General features: G+C 73.1%; 10 protein-coding genes. 2 read left to right on the plus strand and 8 right to left on the minus strand.

The genetic code is table 11. The features are described 5' to 3' along the window. The first annotated feature begins 54 nt into the window (after nucleotides 1-54). Together ACFPZ3_RS44520 and ACFPZ3_RS44525 are read left to right on the plus strand one after the other, a co-directional pair. The gene (locus ACFPZ3_RS44520; RefSeq protein ID WP_379520442.1) at nucleotides 55-444 is read left to right on the plus strand and encodes a tetratricopeptide repeat protein; all 390 of its coding nucleotides are present in this window, start codon (nucleotides 55-57) and stop codon (nucleotides 442-444) included. 132 nt (nucleotides 445-576) lie between these two features. Continuing rightward, entirely contained in the window at nucleotides 577-3627 is a 3051-nt protein-coding gene (locus ACFPZ3_RS44525) for a TIR domain-containing protein (protein WP_379520443.1), read from the plus strand. Nucleotides 3628-3760: 133 nt separating this feature from the next. Here ACFPZ3_RS44525 and ACFPZ3_RS44530 read toward each other — a convergent pair whose 3' ends face one another. The 8 genes from ACFPZ3_RS44530 to ACFPZ3_RS44565 all read right to left on the minus strand — a co-directional run bounded on the left by ACFPZ3_RS44530 (nucleotide 3761) and on the right by ACFPZ3_RS44565 (nucleotide 24445). Beyond that, complete coding sequence (locus ACFPZ3_RS44530) at nucleotides 3761-5365, minus strand: amidase family protein (RefSeq protein WP_379520444.1); 1605 nt, start codon at nucleotides 5363-5365, stop codon at nucleotides 3761-3763. A gap of 356 nt (nucleotides 5366-5721) precedes the next feature. Further along, complete coding sequence (locus ACFPZ3_RS44535; RefSeq protein WP_379520445.1) at nucleotides 5722-5922, minus strand: hypothetical protein; 201 nt, start codon at nucleotides 5920-5922, stop codon at nucleotides 5722-5724. Nucleotides 5923-6170: 248 nt separating this feature from the next. After that, nucleotides 6171-7946 carry a hypothetical protein gene (locus ACFPZ3_RS44540; protein ID WP_379520446.1) on the minus strand — a complete coding sequence of 592 codons (1776 nt, stop codon included), beginning with the start codon at nucleotides 7944-7946 and terminating at the stop codon, nucleotides 6171-6173. Further along, entirely contained in the window at nucleotides 7939-13086 is a 5148-nt protein-coding gene (locus tag ACFPZ3_RS44545) for a hypothetical protein (RefSeq protein WP_379520447.1), read from the minus strand. Before ACFPZ3_RS44545 ends, ACFPZ3_RS44540 begins: the two co-directional genes overlap by 8 nt. Then, nucleotides 13083-16178: a hypothetical protein gene (locus ACFPZ3_RS44550; RefSeq protein WP_379520448.1), complete on the minus strand. Its 3096-nt coding sequence runs from the start codon at nucleotides 16176-16178 to the stop codon at nucleotides 13083-13085. The genes ACFPZ3_RS44545 and ACFPZ3_RS44550 overlap by 4 nt, the downstream gene beginning before the upstream one ends. Next, nucleotides 16175-17341, minus strand: coding sequence for a Kelch repeat-containing protein (locus ACFPZ3_RS44555; RefSeq protein WP_379520449.1), 1167 nt, complete (start codon nucleotides 17339-17341; stop codon nucleotides 16175-16177). Before ACFPZ3_RS44555 ends, ACFPZ3_RS44550 begins: the two co-directional genes overlap by 4 nt. Nucleotides 17342-17357: 16 nt before the next feature. Next, nucleotides 17358-21971 carry a DUF6603 domain-containing protein gene (locus ACFPZ3_RS44560; protein ID WP_379520450.1) on the minus strand — a complete coding sequence of 1538 codons (4614 nt, stop codon included), beginning with the start codon at nucleotides 21969-21971 and terminating at the stop codon, nucleotides 17358-17360. Then, a complete protein-coding gene (locus ACFPZ3_RS44565) occupies nucleotides 21968-24445 on the minus strand; it encodes a hypothetical protein (RefSeq protein ID WP_379520451.1) in 2478 nt (825 codons plus the stop codon). The genes ACFPZ3_RS44560 and ACFPZ3_RS44565 overlap by 4 nt, the downstream gene beginning before the upstream one ends. Nucleotides 24446-24677 lie beyond the last annotated feature (232 nt).

Genomic DNA, 24677 nt, shown 5'->3' on the forward strand with positions numbered 1-24677 from the left:
CGTGGACCAGCGCCGCCCTGGCGCTGAGCCCGCGACCACCTCAGGCAAGCGGGATTGCCGGAGACCACCCTCGGCCTGCACGGCAACCTGGTGAGCTGCTACCGGCGGCTCGGCCGCCACGACCAAGCCTTGGCAAGCCTGGAGGAGGGCCTTGCCCTCGTCAGGGCGCGGGACCTGCCCACGCACGAGGCGCGCTACCTGGCCATGCGCGGCCAGATCTACTTCGACCTCCAGCGCTTCGAGGAATCGGTCGCCGCGCTGCAGGAGAGCCTGGCCCGCTGGGCCGCGCCACCCGCCACCTCGGCGACGTTGAGGTCAGCATGGAGCACACGCGCCAGTCCCTGCTGCTCATGCGCGAACTCGACCTCATCACCCAGGCGGACCCGACCAGCCCTGGCCTCCCTGCACGTCGAACAGTCGATCCCGGACGTCCTCGTGACCTGAGGCCGTCCGGTCGGTTCAGAGTCGAGATCGAGGAGGGCGTCGCGAGATGCGAAAGCGCCTCCGCTTCGCGGCAGTGTGCCGGCTGCCGGCGCGGGGTTGTCCACGGGCCGGACGGGCGCGGATAGTGGCTACGTGGGTGACGGGGTGTTCGTGTCGTACGCGCGCGTCGACGGCGCTGACGTCGCCCGGCGGCTCGTGCGCGACCTCGGCGCCGCCGGCGTCGAGGCGTGGCTCGATAGGCGCGAGTTGTACGGGGGAGTGGCCTGGCGGCGGCAGATCGTCGACGCGATCGGCGACGCGGCGTATCTGGTTCTCGTCTTGACGCAGGCGGCCCTGGAGTCGGATGTCGTGGCCTGGGAGTGGCAGGTGGCCCGCCGGCTTGGGGTGTGTGTCCTGCCGGTCCGCGCCGATCCGGGCCTCGACGTCGCCTTGGCGCCGCGCTGGATGGGAGACCTGCACTGGTACAGCCTCGATGAGGAGTGGGAGACGTTCGTCGCGGCTCTGCGGAGGCCGTGCGAGGCCGGCCGGGTTCCGTTCATGGCCGCCGACCTGCCCTCCGGGTATGTGCCTCGGCGGCGGGAACTCGCGGCCGCGAAGCCGCTGCTTGTCGGGGAGCACGGCGCACCGACCGCCGGGGCCATGGCGCTGCACGGGCCGGGCGGTTATGGCAAGACCACGCTGGCCCTGGGTCTGTGCCACGACGACGACGTCGGCGCGGTGTTCCACGATGGCGTGTTGTGGGTGTCCCTCGGCCGGCAGCCTGACCTGCTCACCGAGCTGGACCGGGTGCACCGCGCGCTCACCGGTGCGCCGACCGGCGCCGTCGACGTGGCCGGCGCCGCCGAGGTGGTGCGGTCACGCCTGCGTGATCGCCGGTGCCTGCTCGTGGTCGACGACGTGTGGGAGCCCGCGCATGTGAAGCCGTTCCTGCACCGCGACTCGCGCAGCGTCCGCGTCGTGACGACACGGCAGTTCGCCGTGGTCGAGGCCGTGGTCGAGGCCGTGTCCGACGTCGGCCGGCTCCGGATCGACACGATGACCGGGCCGGAGGCCGTTGACCTGGTGACCCACGACCTCGCCGCGGATCCGCGTGACCTCGAACCGTATCGCCGGCTGGTGGACAGGCTCGGCGCATGGCCGCTGCTGGTGAATCTTGCCCGCAGCGCGCTACGCACCCGGGTCGCGCGCGGCGCCTCCGCCGAGGCGGCGCTGAGCGCCGTTGCCGAGGCACTGGACCGCCGGCACCTCACCGCTTTCGATGCCACCGACCCGGACGAGCGTAACCAGGCCGCCGCGGTCTCGGTCGCGGTGAGCCTGGAACTGGTGGCCGGCGACGACGTCGCCGCCTGGGCCGAACTCGCGGTATTTCCGGAGGACACCCGGATCCCGCTCGGCACACTGGCCCGGCTGTGGGGATCGGATCGGTTCGAGGCGGAGGAGCGCGCCCTGCGGCTGGCCGACGCGTCCCTCCTGCAGCTCGACCTCGGCCAGGCCGCCATCGAGGTGCACGACGTTCTGCTCGCCGTCGCCCAGCAGCGCGTTGGTGACCTCGGCCCGTTGCATCGGCGGCTCCTCGATGCGTGGGGCGATCCGCACGACCTGCCTGCCGACGACGGGTATGCGTGGCGGTGGGTCGTACACCATCTCGTCGGTGCGGGCCGGACGGACACGATGCGTGAGCTGCTGCTCGACCCGCGGTGGCTGGAACGCCGGCTCGCGGCTGTCACTGTCGAGGCGCTGCTCGGCGACTTCACCCATGTCCCCGACGAGGAGCCCCATCGGACCATCAGGGAAACCCTGCGGACGTCGGAGCGCACCCTGGCCACCGACGCCCGTCAGCTGCCGGGGCAGCTACGCGGGCGACTGCTGTCGGCCCGTGTCCCGGGGCTGGCCTCGGTGCTCGATCGCGCCGGACGGCTGCCCGGGCCCCGGCTTGTCCCCGTGCGTGCGAGCCTGCGCGTCCCGGCGAACGTCCCGCACGACGACGTGGCAATGCACGACAGCCCGGTGGTCGGGCTCGCAATCGCGGACGGCGGCCGCATCGCCGTGTCGGCGTCCGCCGGCGGTGTGCTGAAGGTCTGGGACGTGGCGACCGGCGCCCTGCTGCGGACCATCGACGCCGACCGGGTCGAGGCCGACCCGCCTCCGCCCCCATGGGAGACCCGGCGGCCGACCTGGGGTGGCCGGCGTGGCCCGCTCCTCGCCGGCTTCCCGGGCGTCCGGCACGCTGCGACGTTCGCCGGCGGACGGCTCACCGTCTGGGACCTCGACGGCGGCACCCGCCTGCGCGAGCTCACCGACGTAGGCTCGCCCCACGAGTACGGCGACGGCGCCGTTCCCGCGGGCGGCCTCGTCGTGACGCCGGACGGGCGTTACGTCGTGCTGGCGCGCGACTCGGTCGTCGCGTGGGACCAGGAGACCGGCGAGGTGCGGACGGTCGCCGCGAACCGCGCCACGACCCTCGCCCTCTCCGGTGACCGGCGCGTGGTGACCGGCTCCTCGCACCTCAACGCCGCCTACGGGCCGGAGGCTGTACCGGCGAACGCGCTGCTGGTGTTCGACCTCGACACCGGGCTCACGATCCGGAGCCTGGCCGGCCACCCGTGCGGCGTCAACGCGATCGCCGTCTCGGCGGACGGGCGGCTCGTGGCGTCCGCGCCGAACCCGGGCCTGTACCTGTACCAGGACCCCTGTCCCCGGCTGTGGAACGTCGATACCGGCGAGCACCTTCGGGTCTTCGACGGCCACCTGCACACGGTCACCGCGGTCGCGATCAGTTCGGACGGCCGTCACGTGGTGACCGGAGGTGGCAACTGCTTCCAACGCTACGGTTCCGAGTTCACCGTTCGGCTGTGGGATGCCGAGACCGGCGAACTGCGCGCGGCGGTCAACGCTCACACCGGGCCTGTCGCGGCGCTGCTGGCGACCCCCGACAACCGCTGGGCGGTGTCGGCCGGCGGGCTGTGCGTGCAGGCGCTGGCAGGTGCGGAGCAGGGCACCTCCTACGGCACCCACGACGGGTCGATCCGGTTGCATGACCTCGCGACGGCGACGCTCGCGGCGACGTTCCAAGCCGACGACGCCGTCACCGTCATGGTGCTGGCCGGCCCGCACACGGTGGTGGCCGGTGGGCTGGATGGCGCCGTTCACCTCCTACGGATCGACGGCGCCGTCGATTTGTAGAGCCGTACCCGTCGGACAGGATCTGTGCCGCTTGGGACACCACAATTCCCGGATCACAGCAGGTGCACGGGCACCGCACACGGCACGCCGCCCCTGAGAGGACGGCGTGCCGGCCCGAGACCGGGTCAGCTGGTCAGGGAGCGCAACTCCGCTGCCACTTGCCCGGCCGCGCGCACCGGAACAGGGACGGGTTGGTCGTCGACGGTGGGCGCCACTCCCGCGACGCCTGCTCGTAGGCGTAGGCGAAGGAGAGAAGCTTGGCCTCGGTGTAGGCGCTGCCGAGGAAGCTCATGCCGAACGGCCGCCCGTTGGCCGGGTCGTAGCCGATCGGCACGGCCACGGACGGGTACTGTGCCCGCGCGCCGATCCCGGCCGACCCGCTGCCGGTGAACAGGATCGCGGACAGGTTCTCGGCAGCGAGCACGGAGTCGATGCGCTCCCGGGCGCCGGCCACGCCGTTGTCACGGTCGGCCTCGTAGGCCGCCTTGGTGGCGGGGTCGTCGATGTCGATCTGGTTCGAGGCGTCCAGCTGAGTCTGGCCGAACTTGATCGTGCCCTCGGCGGCATGGGCGAGGTTGAACTTCACCACGTCGTCCAGCGTCTTCATGGGGGCGTTGCGCGGCAGGCGGGCGAGGTAGGCGTTCAGGTCGCGCTTGAACTCGTAGTTCAGGATGCCGGGCGGGAGCCCGCCGGTGTTGACCGTGACGGTGACGACGGTGGCGCCCTGGGCGCGGAGTACGTCGAGGGCCTTGTTGAAGGCGACCGCCTGGTTCCCGGTCGGCGTGCCGGCGACGCCGATGCGCACGCCCTTGAGCGCGTCCGCCTTCAGTGCCGCCGTGTAGTCGGTGCCGACGACGTCCTTGCTGGTCTGCGTCGCGGGGTCCTCGGGGTCGATGCCGGTGAGCGTGCTCAGCAGCGCCGCGGCGTCGTACACCGAGCGGGTCATCGGCCCCGCGGTGTCCTGTGTCGCCGCGATCGGCACGATTCCGGTCCTGCTGACCAGGCCGACGGTCGGCTTCACGCCGACGAGGGAGTTGGCCACGGCAGGGCTGAGGATCGAGCCGGAGGTCTCGGTGCCGATGGTCACCGCCGCGAGCGAGGTGGCAGCTGCCGCGCCCGATCCCGAGCTGGACCCGCTCGGCGTCTGGCTCACGTCGTACGGGTTCAGCACCTGCCCGCCGAGGCCGCTGTACCCGGACGGCATGCCCGAAGTGGTGAAGTTCGCGAACTCGGTCAGGTTGGTCTTGCCCAGGATGACCGCGCCGGCCGCGCGCAGCCGCTTGACGAGGAAGGCGTCGTCCGAGGGGAAGGAGTCGGCCAGCGCGAGCGCGCCCGCGGTGGTCGGCAGCCGCCTGACGTCGATGTTGTCCTTCACCAGCACGGGGATGCCGTGCAGCGGGCCGCGTACCTTGCCCTTCTTGCGGTCCCTGTCGGCCTGCCTGGCCTCCTCCAGCGCGCTGTCGTTGAGCACCCTGACGGCGTTCAGGCCGGGGCCGTCGGTGTTGAGCCGGCGGATGCGCTCGATGTAGTCGCCGGTGAGCTCCTCGGATGTGATCTTCCTCGTGCTCATGGCCTGCTGGAGCTGCGCGACGGTGGCGGTTTCGAGGTCCACTTGGTACCCGGCCGGGGCGGCCGGCGCCACCGCGCCCAGGGCCGCGACAGTGGCGAACGACGCGATGTACACCTTGGAACGGGAGGTCAGACTGCGTAGTGCGGATAAGGCACCAGAACGGTTCATGGGGCGCGTGTCCTTCCCAGGGTGTTCCCCCTCGGCCGCATCGGCGCGAGAGAAACGCTGATCACGCACGGAGGGTGCAATATTCAGGTTATGCCGATATTCCGGATGGGTTACTATCGCTTTCCGATCCTGTTCGCCCATACCGCTTCTTAACGGCTTCACTAGCTGTGAGCTGGGGTTTTTGTCGCTCGGTCAGCTAGCCCGGCGGCACTCATCGATGAGGCCTGCGACGGCGCTCACCGCCCTGACGTGCACGCGCCGCGCCGTACGTGAGTACGAGGCGCCGCAGCAGAGGGCCCGACACCGTCCACTGATGATCGAGTCGTCCAGCCGGCCGCCCCGGCTGGACGATCTGCTCACACCGTCGCGGAGCGGCCCGGTGCGAACTGCCGAATACTGGCCTCGGTGACACCCTCCACGAGGAGGTCGCCCAAGGCCTCGCCGACCGCCGGTGCGTACTTGAATCCTCCGCCGGAGAACCCGTCGGCGACCGCGACGTGCGCGGTGTCCGGGAGCAGCTCGACGACGGGTCGGCCATCTCCTGTGTAGGACTCCACGTGCACCGAAGTCTGTACAGGACGCGGGTTGAGCCGGGGGAGCCAGCGCGCGACGACGTCGGGTGCGCCTCGTGCCGCCGCGTCCCCTGCGCGCGAGCGACGACGCGACACTGTTCATGCGGCACGTCCAGGGACGCGGCGGACTTGCCGGATACCTCCTCGTGGGCGCCGGAACGTACGGACCGCATCATTGCACCCGGGCAGTGCCCTGCCCGGGCAGCACCAGCACCGTACGTCCTGATCGGTGATCAGGTCGTCGGCGCCGCCACGTCGAAGGCCAGCCCGGCGGAGCGCTCGCCGCGTCCCGTGCCTCGCCGTATCGAGAGCCACACCACCACCCGCCCGGTACGGGTCCGCGTGCGGTTGTAGGAGACCGTCAGCCGCGTCCCGGCCCTGGTGACCTCCTCCTCGTTCACGAAGTACGCCTGCCCGGCGTCGAAGCCCTCGCGCAGCAGCGCCGTACGGGGCGGCACCGGGGAGAAGTCGACCTCGCTCGGCAGGGACGCCCGCTGCAGCTGCACGCTGCGGTTGTCGCCGGGCACGTGGACGGGGACGAACGGGATCCAGTTCTCCGGCACCGAGGTCATCACTTGATAGGTGAGCGGCGCGTGCGGCGGGCCCGGCGTCGCGGGCGGGTGCGGGCGGCGCCGTTGCGCGAGCGTCTCGGCGGCGGCCTGGTGACCGTCGCGGCCCTCGCCGGTGGCCAGGCGCACGGTCTTCTCGATGCCCCACACCAGGTTGGCGTTCTCGTCGCGGACGAACACGACCTCCTCCACCGGCGGGCCGTCGGCGACCTTGGGTGTGCCGGGCGGCAGCAGCAGCCCGGGGGAAGCGGCGTCGAGCGTGAACATCGACCAGCGCTGCCACTGCCGGCCAGGACCGGCGCCGGCCGGGGTGATCCAGCGCCGCTGGCCGAACACGTCCGTCACCGCCAGCCCGTCAACGGTGGCCAGGGTCCCGGCGGGCAGGTCGCAGGGCAGCAGGTACCAGTCGTTGCTGTAGACCAGGGCGAACTCCAGGAAGATCAGCCGGGCCAGGTCGGCGCTGTCGGGGGTGACGGCGGCGAAGTTGGTACGCCCGTCCTCGATCGCCCACCAGCGCGGCAGCGGCATCCCGGAGAAGCGCACCTGCGCGGGGAACACGGTACGGTTCAGCGGTTCCGGCACCGTGCCCGCCCCGCCGAGCGAGGCGCCCGGGTCGGGCGAGAACGCGTGCCAGTCCAGCTCGCCACCCGGATACTCGGGCGCGGTCAGCACCCGCTCACCGCCATCAGATGTGGCCGCCGACACCGAGAACGTGTGCTCAAGCCGCCGCGGGTCCCAGCTCGAGGTGTCTGCGGGGGGCTGCTCGATGAGGTCGTCGAACCAGCCGGTCAGCCGCGGGCCCAGCGCGTCCAGGTCGTCGCGGCGGGGGCGCGGCGCGTCGATGCCGTCCGAGGCGCGCCCGCCCGCCTTGAGGTGCTGGTACAGCAGGTATCCGTCCATGCGCCGCCCGGCCACCGCCAGCGTGGCCGCCCACACCTCGGGGTGCGCCACCCGGGAGATGTCGGCGGGGCCGGGCGGGTCGATGGGGTAACGCTCGACGTACTCGTCGGTGAAGCCGCCCAGCCGGGAGGAGCGCGCCAGCAGCTTCAGCCACCGCCGCCCGAGCGCCAGCCGCAGGTCGAACGCGATCGGCTCGGCCGCGAACGCGAACGGCAGCGGCCGGCGCTCCGCGACCGACTCCAGCGGGCGGTCGGCGGGCAGGTTCACGGGCGTCCCGCCGGGGCCGGGGCGGAAGCGTACGGGCGGCGCCGCGGTCACGGAGTACATCGCGGTCACCGGCGAGCCGCCGTCGGTGGCCCGGAACTCGCCGAGCTGCCACTGGCGGGCCAGCAACCACAGCGGGTCGCGTACCTCGGCGCGCAGCGCCCGGCCGAAGTCGGCGGTGCGGGGCCGCCCCTCCAGTCGGTTCCACACGCCGACGGCGGGGTTCTCGCGGCGGGTCAGCGCGCCTGCCAGGTCCTCGATGCGGGTCTCAGTCATGGTCTGCCTTCCAGCGGGCGTTGGCGACCGCGAGGTCGGTGCTGATCGTGATGGGCTGCCGGGTCGCCGACATCACCGTGGCGGGCAGGAGCTGCGCGTACGCCCGGTCGTCCAGGTGCGCGGGCTCCACCAGCCGCGTCCGGGCCAGCTCGAACGTCTCGATCACCGCCGCCACCAGGTCCTCCAGCTTCCACACCCCGGTCTTGGCGGGCGGCACGACCAGCAACATCGCCTGCGGCGGCTCGGAGTCCGGGCTGTCGGAGTGCACGGCGATGCCCGTGGCCTCGCGTTCGGCCGGGATGACCTCGGTCCACTCGTCCAGCAGCAGCCCGCACAGCTCGTCGTCGAAGTCCTCGTCGTCGTCGGCGTAGTGGGCGGTGAGCAGCAGCTTGTCCTCGCCGATCGCGGCCCCGGAGGCGAACTCCATGCCCAGCCAGTGGTCGTGCTGGCGGAACGGGAGCTGGACGGGCCGCAGCTCGGGGCCGTCGTGGTCGCGCAGCGCCTCGCCGAGCAGCACCACCCGCTCCCACAGCCGGGGCATCTCGCGTACCCTGGCCACGCCGTGCAGCCAGTCGTCCACGGGGAAGTCCCGCGTCCCCGTCAGGTGCTCCACCAGGTCGTCGCTGTCGCGCAGCGCATGGCGCAGGTCGTCGGCCAGCGCTTCCGGCAGGGTGTACTCGGGCACGGCCAGCGCGTCGGCGCCGAGCATCGCGCGCAGCGCGTCCAGCCCGGCCCGCAACCGCTCGGGGCCCGGCACCGCCTGGTCGTAGGCGGCCAGCGCCGTGTCGCCCCCGGCCAGCCGGTCGGTCACCTCGTCCTGCAGTTCGAGCGTGCGTTCCAGCAACTCCCGGCCGAAGGCCACGACCCGGTCGCCGAACGGCGTCAGGTCCAGCCCGACAGGGTCCACGTCGTCGAGCGGGAGCCGGTCGCCGACCTCGTCGAGCAGGCCGCTGAGCGTGCGCTCGTCGGTCTCGGCCTGCTCCCGCAAGCCGTCGAGGCGTTTGGCGAACTTCTTGCGGTCGTCCTTCAGCTTCCCGCGAAGGTCCCCTGGCCGGTCGGGCAACTCACTCGCCGGGGTCGGCGAGATCAGCTTCGCGGCCCGGCGCAGCAGCTCCAGGCGCTCCACGTTCGAGGCCGGCTTGGGTAGGTGATCGTAGGCGTCCAGGATCGTGTCGGCCTCGGCCAGCGCCGCGGTCATGCGGCCGGCGACCGCCGCCACCGCGGCCAGCACGTCGGCGTAGACGCCGCGCCGCCAGGCGAACAGCTCGCCCCAGCCGCTGCGTACCATGCCGAACCTGGCCGCCCGCGACACCAGCCCCGCGTAGTCGGCGAGCAGGTCGTCGATGTGCCGCAGCACGTCGGCGCGGTGCGGCGCGGCGGGCGGCGCCGGGTAGAGCGAGGTCAGGTCCTTGAGGTTGTCCGCGGCGTCGTTGCCCAGGTCGGCCAGCGACCTGCGGACCGCGGCCGGGCGTTCGCGCGGCAACGACACCGCCGCGTCGGCGGCCCTGTCGGCCGGGGCGCCGCTCGAGGCCGGTACGAGGTCGCCCGGCACCAGCGGACGGCCCGTGGTCAGCAGCGTGCGCAACGCGGTGACCAGCGGCGACAGCTCGAAGAAGGTGACCTTGCCGGGCACCTGGCGGGTGTATTCGATGTTCAGCTCGGTGTCGGGGCGGATGTGCTCGTGGTCGAGCACGAACCCGACGATGCGGTCGTCCAGGTCCGCCAGGGCAGCGTCGCCCGCGGTACGCACCGTCCACAGCAGCTCGATCGGCTCGAGGCCGAGGTCGTCCTGCGAGACCGTGTGGTCGTGCGCGTGGCCGTCGGCCGGGTCGGTCCAGGTCACCTTCGCCACCACCGCGTCCGGGTCCGGCAGCTGGTCGGACAGCCAGTCGTTGACGGCGGGCTCGGCCTGCGCCCGCGGCGGGTTCTGGCCCGGGTCCAGCCCGCCCCGCAGCTGCAGGGCGAAGCGGTGCGTGAGCGTCGTGCCGCTGCGCGGCGTGGCGATGACGGCGGGGTCGGGCGGCAGGCCGTCCTTGGCGTAGGCGTCGAGATTGGCCGAGGCGCGCTGCGCGTTGCCCGACAGCGCCTGGTGGGTCGACTCGGCCACGGCCAGGTCGGCGACCGCGTCGTTGACGTCGATCAGCCGCTCCACCTCCTCGTTGATGGCCCGCGCCTGGTCCGGGTCGGCGTCGGGCAGCTGCGGCAGCCCGAACTTGTACGCCCGCGGCGCGTTCCCCCGGGTGACGTGCCGGACCAGCGCCAGCCCGTCGATCACGTTGCGGGCCTCGATCTGCTGGATGGCGTCCGGCTCTGTGGCGGTCTGCGCGATCTTCCCAGCCCGCAGCGGGAACGCCAGCCGCAGCGCGGCGATGAAGCGGTCCACCTCGGCTTGGTCGTGCCGGTCGTGCAGGCCGCGCTCGAACCGGTAGCCGAGCAGCGCGCCGAGCGACTGGCCCTGGCGCAGGCCGTCCAGGACGGTCAGCGCGGTCCTGACCCGGTCCGCGCTGAGGTTCACCGCGAACGTGCGCGGCGAGTCGGGCATGCGGTTGGCGGCGTACCCTGCCCGCAGCACCGCCGCCGTGCGCGCCTGGCCGGGCGACGGCGCGTGCACGAAGCCCTCGTTCGCCGGATCGTGCAGCAGCGGCGCGCTCCCGGCGAAGATCTGGGCGAGCCGGCCGGTGAGCGGCACCGGGGTGAGCCGGGCGTTGCCGGGGCACACGTTCTCCAGCCAGCCGTACGCGCCCAGGTGCAGGCCGCGGCTGGGCGGCGCGGCGCCGGACGGCCCATAGCGCAGCTCGTTCAGCCGTTCGGTGGCCAGGCCCAGCCGCCAGGCGTCCAGCCGGTACGTCGCCAGGTCCAGATGCTCGGCCAGCACCCGTTCCAGCCGGGCGGTCGGCAGGTTGGCGAGCACGCCGAGCGCCTTGACCTGCTCGCCCAGCGCGGCGGTGCCGGGCCTGCCCTGCAGCAGCGCCCCCGGGATGTGGTCCACCACGAGCTGGCTCTGGCTGCCCGTCACGGCCGGGTCGGGCGCGTACAGGCGGCGGAAGCGGCTCTCGCTCGGGATCAGCTGCCCGGCGGCGGGGATCCGCACGTGCACGAACGGCGGGTCGGCCAGGTCGTCTGGCCCGGCCCCTGCCAGGGCCCGCGCGGTGTCGGCCCAGCCGAGCAGCACGGCGTGCCGCAGCAGCAGGTACAGCAGCGTCGCCGGGCGCACGTCGTCGGAGAAGCCCAGCTCCAGCCGTACGGCGTGCAGGTCCTTGCCCGCCAGGTCGGCCAGCCGGCGCACGTAGTTGCGCCCGTCAGGGGTGTAGGCGCGGATGAGGTCGGTCTCCGACGGCGGGCGGTCGTCCACCAGCGGGGCCAGCAGCGGTTGTTGCGCGTCGGCGAACAGCCGGCGCAGCACCTCCGGGTTCCCGCCGGGCCCGCCGACGTCCACGCCGAACCTGGCCAGCAGCGACCGCACCGGGGCGGGCTGCCCGAGCAGGTCCAGCGCGGGCAGGACGGAGCCACCGAGGCCGCCCAGGTTCTCCCGGTTGAAGGCGTCCTCGACGCCGCGGGCGTAACGCTGGTGGTACTCGGCCGAGGTCGGGTGGAGGGCCAGGACGTCCAGCAGCGCCTGGTGGGGGTCGGCGTTGCGGTCGCCGAGCCTGGTCACCTTGGCGGTGGCGGCCAGCCAGTCCTCGTGGGCGGCCGACAGGACCTTGTGCAGCGCCTTCCTGTGAGTGGCGGTCGCGGGCCAGGCCAGCCGGGAGAACGCCGTCGTCGGCAGGATCCCGTACGGCTGCCGCCCGATCCGTACGGCGGAGATGGGGCCGCGGCCGGAGACGTACCGGAGGAAGAAGTCCCTGGTGGCCTCCACGGCGGCGGTGCCGAGGACGGGGCGCAGGGCGGTCTGCAGGAAGTAGCCCCAGGTGGCGGGCCACAGGGCGGTGTTGGCGGCGCGGGCGTCGCGCTGGTCGGCGCCGTCGGCGTTCGGCATGCCGGTCAGGGCGGCGGGGTCGAGGCCGAGCAGCTCGGCGAACTGCTGCCCGTCGGTCCGCGTGGACCAGTCGGTCCCGGTGGCGGGGGAGCGGAGGGAGGCGGCGGCCTCGTCCTCGGGGCTCTGCCCCGCCGGGGCCTCGCCGGTGTTGTTGGTGGGCGTGCCCTGCGGGAGCAGCGCGTACCCGTCGGGGCCGCGTAACTGCTGTTTGATCAGGTTCTCCAGGGCGAGCCGCGACTGCGCCGGGCTCGCCTGCTCGCGCAGGCCGAGGACGAGGAGCCGGTCGAACCCGTTCCGCGTGCGGTCGTCCAGGGGGATGCGCAGGCCCATACCGTTCTGTACGGCGCGGTCGAAGTCGGTGAGCCAGCGCAGCTCGTCGGGCACGTGCAGCGCCCCGGTACGCTCGTCGATCGTGATCTGGTCGGGCGCCCCTGGCCGCGGGCCCACCGGCAGCGAGGTTGGCACCGGCGCGCCCGTCGCCGACAGAACCTGCTCGCCGCCCGCGTACCCGAGCACCATGAACCGGTCGGGCAGCAGCCGCGCCGTGGCCGCCTGCGTCCAGGAGCCCCGCGCCACCTTCGCCGGCGGCCGCAGCACCACAAACGCCACGACCACGTCGTTGCCCTTGACGACCGGCGCGGCGGCGAGGCCCACCGGGCGGCGGGCGCGGATCGCGGCGGCCCTGTCGGTGTTCACGGCGTTGTTGAGCGCCTTGTCCGCCTGCCGCAACTTGACCCGGTCGCCGTGCGCCCGCCAGACGGCCGTCCAGTACGTCACGGCGGGCTGCCGGTCGTTGGCCGCCGGCGCGTGGTCGCTCACGATCACCAGCACGGTCGTGCCGGTCGCCACCCCCGACGGCTCGTCGGCCGGGTTCTCCGGGACCCGGGAGGCCAGCAGCCAGCCCGCCCGCGTGGGCGGGATCCGGGTCGCCAGCTCCTGCCAGGCCGCGTCGAGCGCGCCGGCCCGGCCGCCGGCGGCCCACCGGGCGATCCAGTACGCGTCCAGCGCCCCCACCTCGGCCTCCGTGGGGTCGGACTCGAACTTCTCGATCTGCCAGTCGTCGGGGAAGACCCGCACCAGCAGCTCGGCGGGGGTGAAGCGGATCTCCACGCGGACCGGCCCGAGCAGGACCGGGAAGTCGTCACTGAGCTGAAGCGTCATCGCGGCAACATCTCCTGTGCGTGCACGGCCACCAGGACGGGCACCTGGCAGAGGATGTAGGCCAGGTCGGCGGAGCCCAGCCCGGAGAACCAGCGCGGCACGCTCTCGTCCTCGGCGCGCTGGTCCCGCTTCTCCGGCTCGTCGCCCGAGCCGTCGAAGCCGGCCAGTTCGACCGTGGTCGCCGGGTCGAGCGTGAGGAAGCCGCGCCCCTGCGGGTCCACGGCGTCCCAGGTCAGGTCGTTCCACACCTCGACCGGTACGGGCGCCCCTTCGTCGAGGCCGAACCTGGGGTCACCGGGGCGCTCCTTGAGCACGAAGAACCAGCCGGCGTCATCGGGACCTCCCGCCGCCTCTTCTGCCGTCAGATCGAAACCCAGCAGGTAGATGTCGGGCTCGACCTTCGCCTCGTACGTGGGCAGCCGTACCAGCGCCGGGCTCAGGCCGCCCGGCGGATCGACAGGGCGCCGCTGCTGCGTGCGGTCCGGCAGCCCGTCGCCGCCCGGCGGCCACTCGGCCTTCTGCGCGTAGACGGCCGCGTTGGGGTACTTGCGCAGCAGGTCGCCGCGGATCACCAGCACCAGGTCGTCCCGGCCGCGGGCGTTAGTGCCCAGCTCGTTCACGGTCGGCCACTCGTGCAGCGGCGGGATGTCGTAGCCGCGCTCGCGCCGCTGCGCGGGCGTCTCGTTCGGGAGGGGCAGCGCCACGCGCGGGTCCCAGAACTGCCGGAACGGCGTGCCGCGCTGGTCGGTCGGGTACTCGCGCCACAGCAGCTCGCGCGCCATCTCGTGGTTCAGCCCCGCCATGTACGCCTCGATGAACTCCGCGTTGGTCTCCAGCAGGGTGATCGAGTTGGGCGGCAGCAGGCCCAGGTTCGGTACGAACGCGTCGGTGCCCAGCTCCAGCAGGGGGCGGAACGCGGGCAGGTCGAAGATCGGGTACGCCATCGCCTCGATGAAGGCCGACGCGAACGGCCGCAGCCGCTCCGGCAGCGCCACGGAGTCGAGCAGCGTCCTGGGCACCGTCTCGTCGGCGCGCAGGCCGTCGAGCACGTCGGTGGTGGCGGCGTCCACGCCCAGCTGGGGGCGTGCCGGCTCGGTACGGCCGACGGCCGCCGCCTCATCGATCCCTTGGTGCAGCTCGCGCAGGGCGTCCTTGAACCGGACCGCCTCTGGGCCGTCGGCGGTGCCGGGGGTGGGGGCGATGGGGTCGCCGATCTCGCGGATCACGAAGTCCGGGCTCTTCGGCAGCCGGTCCACCGGGTCACCCGCGGCGCCGGGGTGCAGCTCGGCGTCCAGGGCGTCGGCGGTGACCAGCGCGGCGGGCGCGCGCTTGGCGGGCGCGGCGGTGACGCGGCCGATGTCGGCGTCCATCCTGGGGATCAGCGCGTCCGGGGGGCGTTCTGGGGTGAACGGCAGCGTGCGCATGAGCCGTGAACCTGGCCTGGTGATGCGGCGCATCGCCGGGGAGAGCGGCGCCGCCGCCACCTGGCTCGTCGCCACCCTGAACCTCACCGCCACCTTCTCCACCGGCCCGGCCGGCTCGAGCAGCGCGCTCAGGGGTGAGGCGGTGGTCGTGACCCGGGGATGGGCTGGGGCGGTGAGCCGTAACGACCGGCCCGAGCCCGCCGTCTCCAGCATGGCCGAGGGTGCCGGGTCCAGGTGGCGGACCTGCAGCACATGGCCGACCTCGCGGGCCAGCTGCGCCGCGCGGATGCGGCCGTTGGCCGCCAGCACGTCGCCGACCTGCTCCCAGGCCGCCGCCATCAGCTCCTCGTCGTGGGCGCGCACCACCTCGCCGCCCAGGTTCGCCGCGACCCGGAACCTCGGGTCCAGGTTGAGCCGGTGCACCCAGTTGCGGATGTCCGCCGCCGGCAGCGGCGAGCCGTCCTGGCGGGTGAGCAGCCGCGAGGTCAGCGCGTGCCACCGCCCGTACAGCGGCGGCGCGATCACCGGATCCGCCGCTCCCGGCGCTGCGAGACCCTGTACGGCGGCGTTGGCGTCGGCCGGGGTGTGCCGCTGGTAGTCGTCGGCGAGGTTGACGACCGCGGCCAGCGCCTGCTCGAACGGATGCGGGTACGGCGTGCCCGTCGGTGGCGCGCCGTGGAAGTTGTCCCAGTTCTCGGCCAGGTCGATCGGGACGTCGGGGACGCGCAGCGCGCCGCCGAGCGGCAGCACCCCGGCCAGCTGTGGCGGCGTGGTGACGCCTGGCACCTCCAGGCCGCGCCGCCCCACGCGGGGATCGGCGGGCCGGGCGCGCAGCAGGCGCACGAGGAACTCGAAGTCGCCCGCGTCTCCGGTCGAGAACGACCACCGGTGGTAGTAGGGAAGCTGCCCGGGAACGGGCCGGTTCGCGTACGGCGGGCCCCACGCGGAGTACAACGCGCCGGGGGCGAGGTTCGGGTCCAGCCCGAGCCCCGCCAGCCGCCCGCTCTCGAACGCCGGCACCAGGAACGCCTCGTACGCGGTGTCCGGCCGCAACCTGCGCGGGCAGATCAGCCGCGAGCAGGCGGAATCGGGGTTCGTGCGCAGTACCTCGCCCAGCGCGCCCAGCACCGCGGCCGTGCCGTCGGCGGCGACCGGCCCAGCCAGGGGGCCGTTGACGTGCACGTGCGCCCACGCGCCGAGCTGGGCGGGCGGCGGCAGCGTGCCCGCCGGGTCGTGCACGGCGATGGACGGCAGCGGCCCCCGCCCGCCGGCCTCGGCGAACTCCGCCCCCGCGGCGTTCTCACCCGTGCCCCTGGCCAGGACGACGAGGGCCAGCCACGGCGCCAGGCGCGCGGGCGCGGGAGAGGCGGGGCTGTAGCGCCAGACGAAGTCCTCCTCCGAGAACTCGATGTGCGCCAGGAAGTTGGGCTCGAAGTTGACGACGCCGGGCCGCGGCTCCACCCGGGAGATCGCGCGGGCGTCCACCCCGATCACGTCACCCGGGCCGTAGAGCTGCACATCCCGCTTGACCTCCAGCGTCCGGGCGCCGTCGTCCGCGGCGGCCAGCAGCCGCACCGGTACGCTCGCCCGCTCCGCCCCGCCGGGGTCGGCGGCGATCAGCGTCGCGATCCCGGTACGCAGCCACGGCAGGAACGAGTACGCGTTCACGACCCGCCCTCCACGGCGAACACCTCGGCGGTGGGGGTCAGCTCGGCCACGCCCGGGTCGGCGGCGGCCAGCCCGGAGCGTACCGTGCCGCCGGCCACGAGCACCCGCCCATCGGGCAGCGCGGTGGCGGCGAACGACCAGCGCCCGGTCACCAGGCCGCCCACCGAGGTCCAGCGGTCACCGGTGACGTCGTACACCAGGGCGCTGCGATAGCCCGACTCGTCCCGGCCGGCCGCCGCGCCGCCTGTCACCAGCACCTGGTCCTCGCCGAGCAGGATCGCCCGGTGGAAGGCTCGGCCTGACGGCATCGGCCGGACGGCCGACCAGGTTCCCGCCGCCAGGTCGTACACTTCGGCGGTGCGCTGCGAGAACGGGTCGTACGGTGCGGTGCCCGGCGAGCCGGGCGCGGTGCCGCCGGTGACCAGGACGGCATTCTCCGACAGGCGGGTGGCCTGATGGTGACGGCGGCCCCGCTGCAGGCTGCCGGTGGGCGTCCACTTGTCGTCGTGCGGGTCGTACAGCTCGCAGAACGCCAGCGCCGGGTCGTCGGCGGCGCCCACAGGCGCCGAACCGCCCACCACCAGCACCGCCCGCTCCGACAGGACGACGGCGGTGTGGTCGGTCCTGGCGTCGGTCATGGCGCGGGCGGGCTTCCACTTGCCGGTCGTGGCGTTGTACAACTCGGCCGAGCGCAGCGCCGACGTGCTCGCGCCAGAACGGGCGCCGGTCCCGCCCGCCACCAGCACGAACCCGCCCGGCAGGAGGACCGCGCTGTGGCCCCAGCGGGCCGCGGCCATCGGCTCGGCGTCCGTCCAGGTGCTGGTGCCCGGGTTGTACAGCTCGGCCGAGGCCACGCCCTGGCCGCCCGCGTCCAGGCCGCCGGTGGCCAGGACGTTTCCGTCGGGCAGCAGCGTCATCGTGTGCAGGCGTCTCTCCGTGACCAGGTGGCCGGCCTGCTGCCACAGGCCGTTGCCGGGCAGGCGTACCGCGCTGCCGTCGATGGCCGTCGAGGTGGCGTCCGCGCCGCCGGCCACCAGCACCGTGCCGTCGTCGTCGAGGACCACGGGGCCGTCGTGCATGCCGTACCAGGTGGCGGTGGCGGCGGCGGGCAGTGCGCCCGTGCCCGTCCACGACCCGGCGGGCGCTGCGGTGGAAATGGTCATCGGATCTCCTTGAAGGTCATGGGATCAGCACCTCGCCGGTCGCCGCCGGGTCGGACGCGTCCGCGCCGCTCGCCGCGGCGCCCGCACCCGTGATGCCACCGGCCGTCAGGACGCGGTTGTCGGCGAGCTGGACGATGCCGGAGTCGGCGCGGCCGAGGTTCAGGGCGCCGACGGCCGTCCACGTGCCGGACTTGAGGATGTAGGCGAGCGCGGAACGGTGGCCGGCCGTGTGCTCGGGGCCGCCGGTGCCGCCGATCACCAGGACGGCGCCCGCGGTGAACAGGGCACGGTGCCGGGTGCGCCCACCGTCCGGCATGGGGGCCGCCCGCGTCCACTTGCGGGTCTTCGGGTCATACAGTTCGGCGCCGTCGAGGCTGTGCGGGTCCAGGGTGCCGTCGGGCGCGACCACGGCCTCGCCGCCGGTGACCAGCACGCGGCCGTCGGGCAGCAGGGTCGCCTGGTGGCCCGCCCGGGGGATCGCCAGGCTGCCGGTCGGGATCCAGAGGCCGGTGTTCGGATCGTAGAACTCGCAGTACGCGAGCGCGTCGGCCCGGGTCCCGCCGGTGAGGAGGGAGCCACCGGTGACCAGCACCTTGCCGTCCTGGAGCGGTACGGTCTGGTGACCGGTTCTGGCGTCGGTCATGGGTTCGGCGGCGGTCCAGGTGCGGGTGGCAGGGTCGAAGATCTCGGCCGAAGTGAGTGAGCCGGGCTCCTGCTCGCCCCGGGCGCCGGTGCCGCCCGCGATCAGGACGCGGCCCTTGGGCAGGAGGGTGGCCGTGTGGCCGTGGCGCGGGGTGATCATGGGGGCGGGTGCGGGCGTCCACGTCCCCGCCGCGGGGTCGAAGACCTCGGCCGAGCCGAGCGCCCGGCCGCCCGCGTCCAGGCCGCCGGCGACCAGCACCCGGCCGTCCACCAGGCGGGTTGTGGTGTGCCCGCGCCGCGCGGCCGTCATCGCGGGGCCCGGCGACCAGACATCGCCTGTCGGGTCGAACAGCGCGGTGGCCGCCACCGCCGTCCCCGACGGGCTCTCGCCGCCGGCGAGCAGCACTTTGCCGTTCGCCAGTCGTACCAGCTCGGCCCCCGAGACCGGTACGGGCAGCACGCCCGCGGCCGACCAGGTGCCGGGGACGGCGGGGGAGGCCGCCGCCTCGGTCGCCGGGATGACGTGCAGGCGGCCGTCCAGGGTGGGGTCGGCGGTGACGTACTCGGCGAGGGCGTCCTCGGCGGTGGTCCGGCTGCGGAACGTGGCCGCGGCCGGCCGGTCGCCCAGGGTCAGCGTGCCGGGCGGGAACGCCTGACGGTTGCTGCGCGTGTAGGCGACCACGAACCGCTGCGCGGCCACCCGTACGGTGTCGTCGGCGGTGAACGGCTGCCGCAGCGTCTCCTCGCGCCGGGACAGCGGGGCCCGGCTGGTGCTGCTGCCCCGGAGCAACTCGCCGAAGACGGCACTGTCCACGTCATGGAACCGCTTGACCGGCACGGCCGCCCTCCTGACCTGCGCGAGGGCGGGAGCGGGAGCGGGGGTGCCATCAACGATGTGGAGTTCGTAGCGGGCCGCGCGGCGGACCACGCGCGGTGCGGCCAGGGCGCCCTTCTCCGCGGTCAGCTCCAGCCCGGCGTCCTGCGTCTCGTACGAGGGGCGCGAGAGCCGCTGGTCGTCCGGCATGTCCTGGAACTGGGCCATGGCGAACTTGTCGCCGGTGACCGACACGGCCTCCAGCCCGGTGTCCTGGACCGGCGAGACGGTGAAGCGGCGGCCGTCGGCGGCCCGCTGCGCCCCGACCCGGTCGACACGCACTCCAAGGGGCAGCGCCCGCTGCCGTACGAACAGGGTCCCGAGCGGATGCAGCACCAGATCGTCGGTGTCGGGCAGGGGGCGCAGGCTGACCATGGAGCGGTTGCCGCCCGAAGGCAGCCGGGTCTCCCACCCCTCCGGCTTGGCGATCTCGGCGGCCAGCAGCGGCAGCACCTGCACCGGCGGCAGCACGGTGGCCACCGCGTCGCCCCAGATGATGTCGAAGTCCGCGGAGATCGAGAAGAACAGGAACCCGATCGAGCCCCTCCCGTGCGCCCGCCACGGTGCCGGCCCCTCCAGCCGGAAGTCCAGGTGGATGGTGAACGCCCCCACGCCGAACGCTTTGAGCGTGACGTCCCCGTTGATGCGCACGGAGAACGCGAACGGCGAGAACCGGAAGAGCGCGTCGAAGGCGAGGTTCCCCTCGATGCCGAAGTCGTCGAACCCGAGCCGCAGCTCGATACCCGCCCCGAACTGCACGGTGTTGCTGGTGATCGCGAAGTACCCGGTGGCCCGGATGAGGGCGTTGGAGCGGTTGAGCAGGTTCACGGCCATCCGGGCGGGCACGTCGAACGGCAGCGGTGGCGGCCGGTAGTCGGGGTGGAAGCCGCCCACACTGATCACCAGGTCCGGGTTGTCGCCCCAGGCCACCAGCAGGCCCATGCCGCCCTCGAGCGTCATGGACAACACCCGCGAGAGGAACAGCTGGGCCACGAACCACAACCGCGACTTGTCCAGCTCCAGCGCCCCCAGGAACTGCACCTGGAGCAGCAGCAGCGCGTCGTCGGCCGACGGCAGCGCGGCGCGCAGCACGCCGAGGATCGCGATGTCGCCGGGGATCTCGATGATCAGACCGAGGGAGATGCTGATCAGCGTGGGCGTGCCCCAGCCGATCTTGGCCATCGGCCCGATGAGGAAGGTGCCCTCCCTGGGCGGGAAGAAGCGGCTCAGGTCGGAGAGGATCCGGGGCGCGTTGGCGATCACGTCGCGGGGGAAGGCCACCGACTCGATCGCGCCGGTGCGTACGCCCTCCACGAGCGCCTGCAGGTTCATGCCCCGGTTCAGCCCCATCAGGCCGCCGACGCCGAGCAGTGTGAAGCCGTACCCGAGCTGGATGCCGCTGCCGAACTCGGCGGTCAGCACCAGCAGCAGTGAGAAGCCGCGCGAGCCGTCGGGCTGCCGGGTGCTGATCAGGCCGATGGCCTTGAGCTGCACGAAGTTGGCGAACTCCAGCTCCAGCACGCCGGTGTACTCGCCGCGTTCGGGGTCGAAGCCGAGGAACCCGCCGCCCGCGAACGCCCCGGCGTCCAGCGCCAGCCCCACGGCGGTCGGCGGCGCGATGCGGAGCGAGACGTCGAACGGCCCCGCGTTGCCGGGCCTGAACGCCACGGGCAGTTCCACGCCGAACCGGTCCACCACGAACGTGAAGGGCCCGAGCGATCCGGAGAACGACGCTGCCGCGCGGGCCACGAGCGCCGGCGCGCCGGTGTCCAGGACCAGCGCGAACAGGGCCCGGTTCACGTGGATGAAGCCCAGGTCGAGGTTGAGGTCGGTGCTGACCTCGAGCCCCGCGCGGGTGGCCAGGCGCAGGCCGGTACGGCTGGACCAGGACAGCTCGGCGGGGATCTCCACCCGCGACTCGCCGCTGCCGAGCACCGTGGCCAGGAACCCGTCGGCGCCTTCGGTGTTGATGACGAGCGCCAGCCCGGTCACCCCGACCGTGACGGACACCTCAGGCCGGCCCTCGCGCAGGTCCACGGACGCGGAGACCGTCATGCCCGACAGCTCCAGGCGGGTCTGCCCCTCTTCACCGAAGAGTCGTACGGGCGACGGCGGCGCGAAGACCAGCGACACGCCGAACCCGGCGCTGGGCAGCGGCTGCCCGGGGGCGCCCGGGTAGCGTACGCCCAGCTCGCCGGGCCTGGCGAACACCCCGAGCTGGTTGGCCAAATCCGTCTTGGCCCGTACGCGCAACGACCAGTCGCCGCCGAGCGGCACGTTGGCGTCGAGGCCGGAGGGCAACACCGGCAGCACGATCATGCCGGGCAGCCTGCCGTCCTCGGCGGGCAGGCCGGTGACCCGTACGCCGACCGGCCGCGTGGTCCCGTCGGGCAGCGGCACCTGGGCGGCCGTCACCGTCATCCCGAGGTTGGCGATGTCGCGCGGGGTGGCGCCGTCGTGCAGCGGCGCGACCTGCTCGTCGGTCAGGATGTCGAGCGAGGCGGGCAGGCCCATGCCGCCCGCCAGCTCGGTGACCAGCTCGACGATCTTGCGGAAATCGAGGTCGGGGGTGCCCCAGCCGTAGATCCTGGCCGGGATGAGCGACGGGTCCGACAGGATCGCCGGGATCTGGTCCCAGTCGAAGCGCACGCGTACGAAGTCCGGCCGCGTGGCGGTGGCCGGATGCGCCTCCAGCGCGACGACGCCCAGCGCCTCGAACGCGGCGAACCAGTCGCGGGCCTCGGACATCAGTTCGCGGCCGAGCAGATACTCGAACAGGCGCCGCCCCAGCTCGGGCAGGAAAGCGGCCGGGTCGATGCCCGCGGGCGCATCGGTCAGGGCGTTGATCGCGCGGTAGACGTCGCCCGCCTTGCCGATGACGGCCACGATCTCCTCTGTGGTGGCGCCGTCGGTCAGCCGTTCGAGGGCGGCGACGGCCTGCGCGACCGTGTCGGCGACCGCGAGGTAGGAGGCCGGCAGGCCGTCGGCCTCCCACCCCAGTTGCAGCAGCAGGACGCGGAAGGCGTCCTCGTCGGAGAACGCCTCCTCGAGGGGCCGTACGGTGCCGACGAGGCGGGCGGCCAGGCGGCCGAGCGTGCCCTGGTCGCCGCTCATGACTGCGGCCTGAGGTAGCGGGCCCGGTATTCGGCGTCGACCTGGGTGTGGAGGGTGGGGTCGGCGGTGTCCACCATGGCGTAGCGGCAGACGATGCACAGGTCGTTGAAGTTCACCGGTTTTTCGTTCACGTCCTCTTGGGCGTTCTGGACCATGAGGCAGACGCCCGTGGGGCGGTAGATGCCGCAGTTGTGCCGGCCCCCGTTCTCGAACAGGCCGATGTTCCAGGAGGAGAACGTGGGCAGCGTCGGCGCGACGCCGCCGGGGAAGTTGCTCGCGGCGGTGGGCACCGGCAGGTTCGTCTTGTTGTCGCAGGCCCGGCCCTTGGCGTCGCCCGGCAGGGCGTTCAGCGGGTTGTTGGTGTCCGTCAGGCGCTTGAGCACGGTCTTCTTGTCGGCCAGGAACAACTCGGCACCGTCCTTGTCGAGTACAGGGGCGAACAGGATGCTGCCGGAGGGGAAGTCGCCCGCCTTGAAGGAGGTCTGGCCGGGCTGTGGCGAGATCACCACGTGGTCGGCGTCGGGGAGCGAGTCGATCGTGCAGAGGGAGGAGGGGGCGCCTGCGGTGCCGAGCGGGCGGCGGCGCAGGCGTACGGCGTCGCCCTTGCGGAAGCCGATCTTCTGGGCGTCGGCGAGCGCGACCGTGTACGGGCCGCTATCGGGGCCGGTGGTGCCCAGTGTCGCGCCCGCCTTGGCGATCCGCTGCCACCCGGCCCACTTGATCTTGGTGACGTCGATGACGCCGCCGGGCGCCACCACGTCGCGGGGCGCGATGTTGGGCCGGGCGGCGGCGTCGGACAGTTCGACCTTCGTCGGCGGCGCGACGAGACCCCCGTACTCGTCGCCCAGGCCGAAGGAGTGGCCCAGCTCGTGGGCGGTGTTGAGCCACAGAGAGTAGAACACGTCCGTGGGGATGGCGTCGGGCACCAGGTCGAACCCGTCGTTCTGGGGGTTGGCCGCGAGCTGGTGGAACGGGCGCTCAGCCATGGTCACCCCGATGGTGCGGCCGAACTCCGTCTTCGACAGGCGGCGGGAGTTGTTGACCCCGCCGTCGCGCGAGGACCGGCACACGATCACCACGAGATCCCTGTCCTTGCCCGTTGTCCAGAGCGTGCCGAGCGCCCGGTTCTTCTTGTCGACGAGCCCATCGAGGAAGCCGTTGAGGTCCTCGTCCGCCAGCCGGTACGGGTTCACGACGGGCGTGTGCTCGTCCTCCGTGACGTCCAGGGACGGACGGGTGCCGAAGGCCATGTGGAACGCGGTGTCGCGCTCGTTGAGCAGCACCCGGTCCCGCAGCTCGAACCAGGCGGGGAACGCCGGCGCCGCCAGCGCGGCGGTCACGGCCGTCCCGTAGATGCTCCGCCAGGTCGCCACCCTGGCGCCCAGGTTGTTGCCCTCGACGTCATGCGGGTTCGGCAGGCCGACGGCGCTGATCAGGTCGGGCAGGTCCCAGCTCGCCGCCGCCGGATCGAAGATGGTCGGCAGAGACACGGGCTCGCCTCTGGTGACGCCGTTCACAGTGATCGTGCGGTCGAGCTCGGTGGGCACGGTGATGCCGGCGTCGGGCGAGGCCAGCCAGCCGCGCCAGTAGTTGACCTTGCCCGGCATCAGGCCGAACGGTGAGCTCCTGCCGCGCACCTCCAGCCGTTTGACGATCATGGCGATGCGCTGCTCGTACGTCGTCTTGTCGTCCTTGGTGAAGCCGTCGGGCAGGAACAGGATGTTGAAGACGAAGTTGCTGCTCTTGATGCCGGGGCCCGCCACGAGGTCCACCACGCGTTGCGTCTTCCAGGGCACGGCGCACTCGGCCCGCGCCGTGGCCGTGGTGGTGCCGAGCTGAACGGTGACGTCGTTGCCGCCGGTGCTGGCGGAGGCGGTCAGCACGCCGGTCTGCGGGTCGGCCTTCACCGGGCCCGTGGCGGACGACCAGGTCAGGACGGGGGCGTTGGCGCCGGTGCGGTGGACGTAGGTGAAGTCGGTGTCGCCGTTCGGCGTGGTGAGCGGCGACCAGTTCGTGATGTCGCCGATCGTGTCGTCGTCGAACTGGGCCAGCACCGAGAACCGTACGTCCTTGGCCCCGTTGCGCACGGTCAGCCGTTTCGGGGTGAGCCACATCCGTTTGATCGCGTTGTGGACGTGGATCCGGATCCGGGTCTCGGCGCTCGCGCCGTCCGCGGTCGCCGTCGCCCTGATGACGAACGAGTGCCCGGCCAGGTTGTTCTGGAAGGCCACGGCGACCGAGCCCCTGCCCGGGTCCATGGGGGCGCCGTTGGCCTGGCCCAGGCCCCTGAGCGGCTCCTCGGCGAACTCGAACGTCACGTTGTTCACGGTGAACGCCGGGACCTCCGTGATCGTGCCGTTCGCGTCCTGGACGTTGGCCACGAGCAGGCGGAACAGCTGCGGCGACGTGAACTCCGGCAGGAGGTGGATATCGGCGGCCCTGGTCTTGATCCAGCGGAGCCCGACGAGCGTCACGGCCGCCTCCCGTTGTGCGTGTTACCCACGGTGCCGCCTCTCGCGGTCGGGGCGGAAAATGCCTGATGGTTACTAAGGCGTTCCATCCCGTGCCATCAAGTTCCGTGGGTGCCGGGCCGTCAGGGGACGCAGCCGAGCGTCGTGTGGTGGACGCTGGCGACGCGCAGCCCGGCGAAGCTGGGCCGAGCGCACCCACAACCTCACCCGCTTATCTGCGCCTGGCCGATCTACG

The sequence above is a fragment of the Nonomuraea insulae genome, assembly GCF_042656245.1.